Source organism: Armatimonadota bacterium (assembly GCA_020354555.1).
Lineage (GTDB): Bacteria > Armatimonadota > Hebobacteria.
The window spans coordinates 370873-380196 of sequence record CP070648.1; the positions used below are offsets into that span (position 1 = coordinate 370873).

A 9324-nucleotide genomic window follows, 5' to 3' on the forward strand; every position below is an offset into this window, starting at 1 on the left:
CGGCCGCACGGCCGATCCTCGGGCCGGAAGACATCGGCGTCGAGGGCGTCAAAGATCCCGTGGTGCTCGCCGTGGGCACGGCGTGGTACCTGATTGCTTCCTACGCGCCGACCCCGCAAGCGGCGGACGATCACGCCATCGAGATGCACGCGACGGCCGACGTCTACGCGACCGGCATCACGAAATCACACACCGGCCTTGCGGTGAGCATGGACGGGGTCAAGTTCCACTGGCTCGGCGACGTGCTGTCGCCGGGCGAGGGGTGGGACGCGTACGCCGCGCGCGTCAGCACCGTAGTCCATCGCCCGCCGCTGTTCGTCGCGTTCTACGACGGCGGCGCATCGGTCGCCGAGAACTACGAGGAGAAGACGGGTCTGGCGATTACCTGGGACCTGCGGCAATACGTGCGGCTCGCGCCCGACGCGCCGGCCCTCACGTCGCCGCACGCCTCGGGATCGCTGCGTTACCTCGACGCCGTGCCCGCGCCGGGCGGACTGTACTGCTACTACGAATACGCGCGCCCGGACGGCTCGCACGAACTGCGCGTCAGTGTCCTGGCAGGCGGAGACTGGTAAGTCTGTCGAGAAGATCGAGGCTCTTGTCCAGCAGTTCGTCAGGCCTCCCGCTGCGGGGGGCGAGGTCCCAATCAAGCCGCGCCGTCGGGGCCGAGCTCGTGCTGGGTCGGCGTGGCTCAGCGCTGGCGCCGGGGACCGCAGGCCGTTCTGGTTCCTCCACGGCTTCCCGCTGCGAGTCGCGAGCGGGTGGTGCCCCGCCCGCGGGTTTCTCGATCGCAGTTGCCGGCGGTGCACTCTCGACTTCCGTCACTTTGAGAGATCCGCTGACGCTGCTTAGCTCCAGACGTCCTCGTCCATCGCCGATCACTCCAGTGACGCGCCGCCGAGACTGCGAGACGGTGCGCATGGGCACCTGCAGCCTGATGTCGCCGCTGGTGGATGCCAGCTCCACGGTGCAATCAGAGCCGGTCGGGATGGCGACCGCTATGTCGCCGCTGATGCTGCGCGCTGTGAAGTTGCCGCTCAACGGCTGCGAAAACGCCGTCTCGAGGTCGCCGCTGGTCGTCTTGAGGGAAATGTCCGAGCCGGCGTAGTCGCTTAGCTCTGACGAGCCGCTGATCGTCGTAGCGGAGAAGGCCCCGCGCACCTGCCGCGCGCGAATATCCCCGCTCACGGTCGAGATGCGCACGTCCCCGGAGACATTTGCAAGCGTGAGGTCGCCGCTGATGATGCGGCACTGAACCGGCCCCCGGATATCCCTCAACTCGACATCGCCACTTGCCGTGTTGACCTCCGCGCGATTCGCCGACACAATGCTCACGTCGCCGCTGGCGCCGGTCGCTCTCACTCGGCCGCCGCCGCTGATGTCGATGTCGCCTGAAGCCGCTGCGACCCCCACGCTCCCCGCCATGCCGTGCACCCGGACGTCGCCGCTTGCGACCGCGATACCGACAACCAGTGCGGGCGGGGCCGCGATGCGGAGATCGAGCCGAGCTCGCCGCGCAAAGTGCTCGGGCCCGGTAACCTCGACGTTCAACGCCTCCTCGTTTTCCGAGGTCTCCAGTCGGGCATCGCGTGCGTTGTCCACCGCCTCCGCGGTGGTGTCCCCCCTGCCGTAGCGGATCACCTCAATCACCACTGAAGGCGACGCCTCGTCGTCGTCCTGCCCCTCGACGCGAGCCGCGGCGTCGCCGGATAGGGTTTCCCGACCTTGTCGCGTCACGCCCTCGACGGTCACCTTGCCGTTCGGGTTCACGATCGCCAGGGAGGTCGCGCCTTGCGTCGGCACCTCGCGCGTGAAGCGCTCGACCTCTTGCCAGCGGTTGCCGTCCGGCCACGAGTCCCCCAAGTTGACGATGGTGTCGGCGAGATCGGCGATGCTCTGCGACCAGTCGGCGAAGACGCCTTTGCGTGAAGCGGTGATGGCCATGCCGACGATGATGATCAGCAGCGCGAGGAACACGTATCTCGCTCTCATTGCCGTTCCCCCCCCTCGGCCGGGCGCGACGCATAGTGGTCAACCAGGATCTTGACGCCCATGACGATCAGCAGCACCGGCCACAGGCGCCACAGGTATTCCCACACGTCCACGTTGGCTATGCGCTCAATCAGCAGCCCGGCGCCGACGATCGTGAATACGATACCGAAGATCAGCGTGCCCATGCCGTCATGCACTGACCTCTGTCTCCTCTTACTCATCGCGCACCTCCTCTGAAGCGGACTCGGCACATGGCGGAGGTTGGTCCGACACGGACTCCGGCGTCGGCTCCTGCGGGGCCGCTTCGCCAGGCGGCGGAGGTTCCGGCGAAGGTTCGACGGCGGACGCACGTTCGTGCAAACCGGAGTCGGCGGATGGATCCCTCGCCGGCGCGGCCGGTTCCCGAGACGGGGGGCGTTCCCCGGGAGCGGGTTCAACCGGGGGCAGGCGACGCCGCGACAGCGTGAAGCTGACGAGCATCCAGATGCCGAGAGCAAGGAACACGGCCGGCCAGAACATGTCCTCGGTGAGCCAAGTGGCACCGAAATTGTTGAGCAGAAACAGCACGCCCAGGACTATGAGCAGCACGCCAAATGCCGGCGCGGCGGACGATTCTGCCCGCTCTTCCAGCGCCGACGTGACTTCGGACAGGCTGAGCTGCTGTTCCCCGACCGGCACGTACGGGAGTTCGGCGCGGTTGATCCGCTGCGCCGTCCAGTAGGCGTCGAACAGGTTCCAGAAGTACAGGCCTACCAGCAGCGTCGTGTTGAGTCCGGTGTGCTCCCAGCCAAGTATGGGCCCTTCGCCGATGGCTATCAGCAAGAACGCGCCGAGCACCAGGACGCCCTTGAGCATCTGCCCGTTGTACATCTGTCCGAGGCCTGGCAGGAGTGACAGCAGAACCGCGACGGCGGGGCTGCGGCGCTCCTTCGTGGGGGCTGCTTCGGCTCCGTTCAGCGCGTGGCCGACGCATTCCAGGCAGTACAGGCCGTGCCGGTGTTCGACACGCTGCCCTTGCGCGAGTTCCTTGTTACATCGCCGACACCTGGGCGCGCTCGGCATCTCAGGCGTGGACATGGCTACTTCCCTCCTCCGCGTTCAGTGCGACGGCAGAACTCGACGGTATGCGTGATGGGCGAACTGGTCCGGGGCGCTCCTGATCAGGCACCGTGGCAGGCGCTTCCGGAAGCTGAGCGGCGACCGAGCCGCCGAGGAGAATCTGAACCTCAGCCAGCCCAGCAGTAAGCTCAGCCGCCCCCGTGGCGGCCACTCCGGCCACGCGCCCCGGCCACGACAGGAAGACATCGCCGGGCCCGCGTCCGCTCGCAGCCGACGCCAGCACGAAAAACGCAAACACGGCAGCCGCCCTGCCGAGCTGGCGCACGACAAAGACCTGACGGGGAGCCACAAAGTCCCGCATCGCCTCCCACCGCTCCCGCCAGCGCGAGGACGCGGCCCGCGCGACGAGCGCCGGCGCGAGGTCAACGGACAGGCGATCGGCGGGCAGCGACCCCAGCAGTTGCGAGGTCATGCGGAGTCCGGCTAGTTCCTCCCGGCATGCGTCACAGACCTCAATGTGTGCCTCCACCTCAGCGGCTTCGGAAGGTGACAGCCGCCCGTCGAGATACGACGACAGCAACTCGCGGACGTCTCGGCAGCTCATGATGCTTCACCTTTCGCGTAGAGCGGGGCGACGCGCCCGTCGGCCATCAGCGCCTCACGGAGTAGTCGGCGGCCGCGGCTGAGCCGCGACTGAACCGTCCCCAGCGGGACGCGCAGCGCTTCCGCGATATCTTCGTAAGATAGGCCCTCAAGTTCTCGCAGCACGACGACGGCACGGAACTCAGCAGGCAGGCGGCTGACGCACTCTCTGATCGCGGCTTGTGTTTCGCTGCGCATCGCGGCGTGCTCGGGATCGGGTCGCCCGTCCGCCAATTCCGAGACTTCCGCGGGAGTGTCAATGACCAGGCGTGTCCGTGCCCGATGGGACCGCCGCCGCATCAGGCAGACGTTGGTGGTCACGCGGTAGAGCCAGGTCTCGAAGCGCGCTTCGCCGCGGAAGCTGGGCAGAGCGCGCAGCATTGCCACCAACGCATCCTGAGTGGCGTCGAGGGCATCCTCGCGGTGACCCAGCAGCCCGTACGCCAGGCGGTACACCTTGTCCTGGTATCTCCGGACTAGCGTCTCCTGGGCCTCGCGATCACCGGCGCGGGAGCGAGCGACCAGTCGGGTTTCTTCCGATTCTGCCGCCACCCTCCTGCCAGCCTCCTCGCATATGGCTACTGCCACACCCACGCGGGTTCCTTTCGATCTCCCCGTATCATTTGTTGCTCGGGCGTCCGTTTCTGTTCCCCGCAGCGCGCTGCGCAATCGCGCGCGTCACACCACAACTGGGGCGTTGGCGCCTAGCGGCGAAGATACAGGACGCGCCCAGGGCTGTTGGCATCGCCAACCACCAGCCGCACCAACGGCGACGGCCAGACATGCTGGCTGGGCTGAAGCAGCGAGCCGCAATTGTAGCAACCCGCCCGGTGCCTCCCGTTGGGCGCCTTGCATGTCGGGCACTCCAGAAGATTCGGCAATCCGCCGCGGCGGCGTTCGCGGGTCATCACGCGCTCATCACGCTCTCTGTCTGTGCTGTGGATTGTGGCGGACATGTCAGGCGGCCTCCCGTTCCGGCATTTGATGGGTTTGTTGCGCGTCCGCCGGCGTTTGTTCCCGGTGGCGGCTCAAAGATTTCCGCCACTGCGTGAGGGGGGAGCCGCTCACCGTCAGAGCGTGTCGAGGCCTCGGATCATGTATGCCTGCAGGATGCCCGACTCGTCGGAGTTGAAGAAGCCCAGCGAGCCGTTGGGGGAGAGGAACGGGTGGACGTGGGCCTGCTTCTGCCACGATGAGCGAGGATTGAGGAGATGCGTCCAGTCGGCAAGGGCGTCACTGCCCGGCTCGCCGAACTTAGCCACAAAGATGCGCCCGCCGTCCTCCTGCGGCCCGGCGTCGGTGATGAGTCGCGCGCCCGCGATATCCGTGGCGAAGTGGCAGAAGCTCGGCTGCGGGGAGTCGCGGCTCAGATCATTGCGGACGCCGCCAGGAGTTGCTATGCCGACGTGGCCGGCGTGAGGCGCGACCAGGCCTTCGATGAGCTGCGCCTCCGGAGGCCGCCGCGTGCTCGTGCTGGTGATCGCCCAGTGGCTGCACCCGCGCCAGCACTGGTGGCCCTGGCAGAACTCGTTGCCGTCGCGGCCCCAGGGCAGGTTGCGGAAGTCGGTGCCGTCGTCGCGGATGACGTGAATGTCCGCCCCCAGGCCCCCGACGAGGCGCGTCGTCTTCCCCTGCGCGTCGTGCGTGTTGTCGTGGTTCTCCTGAATCATGATATCGTGCGATTCGTCCGCGTCGGTCGAGCGGGAATACTGCGGGTGCAGGTTGCACCACGTCGGCCCGTGGATGACCAGCTCGACGGTCGCCTTCTCGAGATCGAAGACAATCAGCCCGAAAGGCGCATCGTCCGTCTGCCCATCACCGAGGAACGCCGCGGCCGCAAGCCGCGTGCCGTCCGAGGAGATCGTTGACAGCGGGTAGATCCGGCTGGGGTAGAAGCCCGTCCCTGGGAGCCCGGCGTCAAGCGCCATGATGGTTGTCCGGCCGCCGCCGTCTATGTTCACCCGCTTGAGCGTAAGCCGCCCGCCGCCGACCTCCGTCTCGTCCACGAAGTAGTATACATACCTGCCGTCAGGGGACACCGACGGCGCGACGGCGCCGATATCTTCGGTGACCGGGTACAGGGAGCAGTTGTCCTCGATGTCGCAGACCAGGTAGCGGTGCTCCGGGTCGTTCTTGCTCCCGCCGTGCGGAGTCGCCGAGCGGTGGAGCAGGAAGCGCTTCGAATCCGGCGTGAAGATCTGCGCCTCCATGTAGATGTGGGAGCTGGGCACGTCGGTTTCCGTCGTGAGTTGCACGATTCCGATATGCTCCGGGGAGTCTTCGTCAAGCATATCAGGTCGCAATGTCGTGTACATGGTTGCTCCTTGTTCAGCGCGCGGGCCACAGCGGCCTCTCCTATTCTCTCGCCGCAGGCCGTGAACCTCGCGGTCTCTCGCGGCGCACATGGCTGACGTGGCAGCCGGCGGTGCGTCTAACGAGCGGGTCCGCACACTGTGGCTCGGCACCGGCGTACTATTGCGCCGACCGAGGCGGCCCGGTATTATGAGCGGCGGGCTGCAACAGCCAAGCGGCCCGAAGGGTAGTGGAGTGAGTCACGTTCGCACGGGAGAGACCAGATGATCGGATTTGCGTCGCCGGTATGGATACTGACTGCCGCGCTGCTGATCGGCTTGTTAATGGCGAGCGGTACGGATGCGGGGGCGGCTCGCTCGGCTGCCCGGTACACTCGCGAGCCTGCGCTGGAAGCACCCGTCGCTGCGCGCCTCAAGTTCGGGGGCTTCATCGGCGAGCGGCTGAAGGCGAACCGGGACAACTGGCTGCTCACCGCGCCCTTCGCTAATCCCGCTATGCTCGACATGTTCCGCGACCGCGATCGCGAGCCGCATCGTGACCTGCTGCCGTGGTCGGGGGAATTTGTCGGCAAGTACCTCACGGCCGCAGTGCTCAACTGGCGCATCACGCGCGCGGCTTCGCTCAAGCGCGTCATCGAGCAGGTGGTGAGCGACTTCATCGCAACACAATCGGCCGAAGGTTATCTCGGCCCGTTTCCGAAAGAGCAGCGCCTGATGGTGGGCTGGGATCTGTGGGGCCATTACCACGCCTTCGTTGGGCTGCTGCTCTACTACGACGACACCGGCGACGAGCGTGCCCTGCAAGCAGTGAGGAAAGCGGCGGATTTCATCTGCGACACGTTCCCGGAGGGGGGCCAGCGGGTGCTGTCAGCTGGCAGCGAGGAGATGAACGAGGCGATCATCCACGGCATGTTGCTGCTGTACGAGCGCACCGGCGAGCAGCGCTACATGGACATGGCGCGCCGCGTCGAGCAGGATTGGGAGACGCCGCCGTCGGGCGACTACGTCCGCACCGCGCTCGCCGGGACGCCGTTCCACCAGACGCCAAAGCCGCGCTGGGAGAGCCTGCACGATCTGCAAGCCATCGCGGAGTTCTACTTCATCACCGGCGACGCGAAGTATCGGAACGCCTTCGAGCATATCTGGTGGAGCATCGTCGAGACCGACCGCCACAACACCGGCGGCTTCAGCTCCGGCGAGCAGGCGTGCGGCAACCCGTACAACCCCGCCGCTATCGAGACGTGCTGCACCGTCGCGTGGCTCGCGCTGTCGCTCGACATGCTGAGGCTGACCGGTCTTTCAGTGGTGGCCGATGAAATCGAACTCGCGACCTTCAACGGCGGCATCGGTGGGCAGAGCCCGTCGGGCCGCTGGTGGACGTATAACACGCCCATGGAGGGGGAGAAGAAGGCCTCGGCACACGACATCAACTTCCAGTGCCGCCCGGGGTCGCCGGAGCTGAACTGCTGCTCCGTCAACGGCCCGCGCATCCTCGGCATGCTGGGCCAGTGGAGCCTGATGGCGGCGCGTGACGGGCTTGCGCTGAACTACTACGGGCCGTGCGAGGTGTCCGCCAAGTTGCCGTCGGGCGAGCGCGTCACGGTGCGGCAGAAGACGACATACCCGCGTGACGGCAAGGTCGAGATCAACGTCGGCCTGTCACAGCCCAGGCGGTTTGCGCTGCGGTTGCGCATACCTTATTGGTCGGCGCGCACGACGGTGAAAGTGAACGGCGAGCAGGTCCCCGCGCAGGCCGGCACCTACCTCACGCTAAGTCGGACGTGGAAGGATGGCGATAAGGTTGTCCTGGCGCTGGACATGTCGCCGCATTTCTGGGTAGGCGAGCGGGAGTTCGAGGGCAAGACGTCAGTCTATCGCGGGCCGGTGCTGCTGGCGTACGATCCGCGATTCAACGAGACCCCGTTCGATCAACTCGCTCCGCTGCGTGCTTCCGACATGCAACCGAAGACGGTTCCCCGGACGCAATGGCCGAAGCCGTGGCTGCTGCTCAGATTCACGGGCGCCGACGGGACACCAATGCTGCTCTGCGACTTCGCGAGCGCGGGGGCGACGGGGTCGCAGTACCACACGTGGCTGCGCGTCGAAGGAATTGCGTCAACCGCATTCTCTCGCGCAAATCCGTTACGGTCGGCGCGACCGCAAAACCACCATTGCTGACGGGAAACCACCGCAGATCACGCGTGTCATGCGCGAGCGGAAGGAATCCGCTGACGACGGCGAACCAACTCAATCACAGGGGTCGTCTATGTGCGTGCATTCCCGCGGAAAAACATCGCCGAACAGCGGTCATATCAGGGTGAGGCGGAATGACCGCTGTGAGATTGGAGCACGCCCGTGAAGTGTGACGGGGGATTTCATAAGCGTCGGAGGCGCGGACGCGCCATGCTCAGGGTCGGGAGCGCGACACTCGGCCTAGTGCTGTGCCACTTGGTGGGGACGCCGGTTCGCGGCGCGCAGCGACCACGGGATGCACGCCCCAGCGACATCGTATTGACCGGGAAGCTCCTGGCTAAAGACGGCGCCATCACCGCCTACGAGCCATTGCTGGTGCGCGCTGAAATCAGGAACCAGTGCGAGCACACCGTGAAGCTGAAGATCGCCCGAGAGTACACCACCCGTATCGAGATACGCGATGGCACAGGCAGAGTTGTGGCGGCGACACGGCGGCCGGCATTCCCCATCGACTTGATCCATTTTGAGTGGGCCCTCGCTCCGCGCCAGACACGCACCACTTTGCTGATCGTGTCTGCGCTGTACCAGTTTAAGACGCCAGGCAAATACGCGGTGCGCGTACAGCAGCTTGAGCTTTCAGAGGACATTCGCCTCATCGCCGAGTGCACGGTCTGGGTGCGCGTGTTGCCCTTTGATGCGGCTCGACTCCGGGCACGCTGCGAGGAGCTTTTTCAGCCGTTGCTGCCGATGAATACGGAGCAACTCGGTGACCTGTCGCTCTCGGCGCGGACCACGGCGCTCAGGTCAGTGCGCCACGACATAGTCCTACCGTATCTGGAATGGATGGCGTGCAAATGGCACGATCGTTATGCGGTTCGAGCCATGCGCCGTATGGGGACGGAGCAAGCTGAAAGGCTGGTCGAGACGCTCGCTGCGCGCAAGGACAGCGTTGGTCAGGCAGCGCAACAGGGCCTGAATATGGCGCTGGAGATCACGTCCTGGGACATCTTCGCCGACTGAAGTCCGTCTGAAGACTTCGACGGGAACAGCGCGCGGGACACGATGACCTCGCCGATAGCACCGCTAGATGACGCCTTGGTCGCCGATGTGTTTGTCCGCTTATAAG

Annotated in this window: 9 protein-coding genes; 3 read left to right on the forward strand and 6 right to left on the reverse strand. The window is 65.9% G+C overall.

Translation table 11 applies throughout. The annotated features are described in order from the left end of the window. On the forward strand, positions 1-575 hold a 575-nt coding region (locus JSV65_01540; protein UCH35060.1), incomplete at its 5' end, for a hypothetical protein. On the opposite strand, the gene JSV65_01545 is transcribed toward JSV65_01540, so the two are convergent. From JSV65_01545 to JSV65_01570, 6 genes are all read right to left on the reverse strand, one after another. Further along, positions 547-1992, reverse strand: coding sequence for a DUF4097 family beta strand repeat protein (locus tag JSV65_01545; protein ID UCH35061.1), 1446 nt, complete (start codon positions 1990-1992; stop codon positions 547-549). The two genes, JSV65_01540 and JSV65_01545, sit on opposite strands and share 29 nt — an antisense overlap. Then, positions 1989-2213, reverse strand: coding sequence for a hypothetical protein (locus JSV65_01550; GenBank protein ID UCH35062.1), 225 nt, complete (start codon positions 2211-2213; stop codon positions 1989-1991). The genes JSV65_01545 and JSV65_01550 overlap by 4 nt, the downstream gene beginning before the upstream one ends. Further along, positions 2206-3069, reverse strand: a complete 864-nt coding sequence (locus JSV65_01555; protein UCH35063.1) for a hypothetical protein — start codon at positions 3067-3069, stop codon at positions 2206-2208. Before JSV65_01555 ends, JSV65_01550 begins: the two co-directional genes overlap by 8 nt. Continuing rightward, the gene (locus JSV65_01560) at positions 3056-3655 is read right to left on the reverse strand and encodes a zf-HC2 domain-containing protein (GenBank protein UCH35064.1); all 600 of its coding nucleotides are present in this window, start codon (positions 3653-3655) and stop codon (positions 3056-3058) included. The genes JSV65_01555 and JSV65_01560 overlap by 14 nt, the downstream gene beginning before the upstream one ends. Further along, complete coding sequence (locus JSV65_01565) at positions 3652-4245, reverse strand: sigma-70 family RNA polymerase sigma factor (protein UCH35065.1); 594 nt, start codon at positions 4243-4245, stop codon at positions 3652-3654. Before JSV65_01565 ends, JSV65_01560 begins: the two co-directional genes overlap by 4 nt. A gap of 518 nt (positions 4246-4763) precedes the next feature. Then, complete coding sequence (locus tag JSV65_01570; GenBank protein UCH35066.1) at positions 4764-6008, reverse strand: PD40 domain-containing protein; 1245 nt, start codon at positions 6006-6008, stop codon at positions 4764-4766. 261 nt (positions 6009-6269) lie between these two features. Here JSV65_01570 and JSV65_01575 point away from each other — a divergent pair, with 261 nt between their 5' ends. Both JSV65_01575 and JSV65_01580 read left to right on the forward strand, forming a co-directional pair. After that, positions 6270-8183, forward strand: coding sequence for a glycoside hydrolase family 127 protein (locus tag JSV65_01575; protein ID UCH35067.1), 1914 nt, complete (start codon positions 6270-6272; stop codon positions 8181-8183). Between the two features lie 333 nt (positions 8184-8516). Continuing rightward, complete coding sequence (locus JSV65_01580) at positions 8517-9218, forward strand: hypothetical protein (GenBank protein UCH35068.1); 702 nt, start codon at positions 8517-8519, stop codon at positions 9216-9218. The last annotated feature ends 106 nt before the right edge of the window (positions 9219-9324 follow it).

Excerpts from the sequence above, each read along its gene's own strand:
- JSV65_01545 (UCH35061.1), bottom strand. The coding sequence starts at position 1,992 with ATGAGAGCGAGATACGTGTTCCTCGCGCTGCTGATCATCATCGTCGGC.
- JSV65_01550 (UCH35062.1), bottom strand. The coding sequence starts at position 2,213 with ATGAGTAAGAGGAGACAGAGGTCAGTGCATGACGGCATGGGCACGCTG.
- JSV65_01555 (UCH35063.1), bottom strand. The coding sequence starts at position 3,069 with ATGTCCACGCCTGAGATGCCGAGCGCGCCCAGGTGTCGGCGATGTAAC.
- JSV65_01560 (UCH35064.1), bottom strand. The coding sequence starts at position 3,655 with ATGAGCTGCCGAGACGTCCGCGAGTTGCTGTCGTCGTATCTCGACGGG.
- JSV65_01570 (UCH35066.1), bottom strand. The coding sequence starts at position 6,008 with ATGTACACGACATTGCGACCTGATATGCTTGACGAAGACTCCCCGGAG.
- JSV65_01575 (UCH35067.1), top strand. The coding sequence starts at position 6,270 with ATGATCGGATTTGCGTCGCCGGTATGGATACTGACTGCCGCGCTGCTG.